Origin of the sequence: Pseudomonas juntendi (genome assembly GCF_009932375.1) — a bacterium.
GTDB lineage: Bacteria > Pseudomonadota > Gammaproteobacteria > Pseudomonadales > Pseudomonadaceae > Aquipseudomonas > Aquipseudomonas juntendi.
In genome coordinates this window covers 1-501 of record NZ_BLJG01000342.1, presented here as the reverse complement: position 1 = coordinate 501, position 501 = coordinate 1, and the positions used below count along the sequence as shown (strand labels likewise).

The following is a 501-nucleotide window of genomic DNA, read 5'->3' as shown; positions in this document are numbered from 1 at the left end:
CACAAACATCACATATCCGAATTCGCTGGGCTGTCCATCTGGACATTCTGGCTACAGAATTTCTTGACGACCATAGAGCATTGGAACCACCTGATCCCATCCCGAACTCAGCAGTGAAACGATGCATCGCCGATGGTAGTGTGGGGTTTCCCCATGTGAGAGTAGGTCATCGTCAAGATTCATTTCGCAAAACCCCTATCTGCGCATGCAGGTAGGGGTTTTGTCTTTGTGGCGCCATTGTCCCTGGCTCCGACAATATGACTGCCCTCACAGCGTGACTTTCCCTCGGCTACCCTTCGTCAAGGCTTAGGTCCGGGGCATCCCTGCCCCTCGACCTGGCGATGCCAGCGCACCGTGCTGCGCATTTCTGGACTTCCACCGTCCCATCACTTGAGGTAGCAAGCAAGATGGCCAAGGCCGCCGATGTCGTTGTGCAATGCCTGGAAAACGAAGGTGTCGAGTATGTATTCGGCATCCCTGGCGAGGAAAACCTCGACCTGC

Annotated in this window: 1 protein-coding gene and 1 rRNA gene; both read left to right on the top strand. The window is 54.9% G+C overall.

What is annotated here, in order from left to right; genetic code table 11:
- The first annotated feature begins 62 nt into the window (after positions 1–62).
- Positions 63–178: ribosomal RNA gene (rrf, locus tag GYA94_RS25730) — 5S ribosomal RNA — on the top strand.
- 229 nt (positions 179–407) lie between these two features.
- Positions 408–501 (top strand): thiamine pyrophosphate-binding protein (locus GYA94_RS28385; RefSeq protein ID WP_161891897.1); only part of this gene is annotated, 94 nt, incomplete at its 3' end.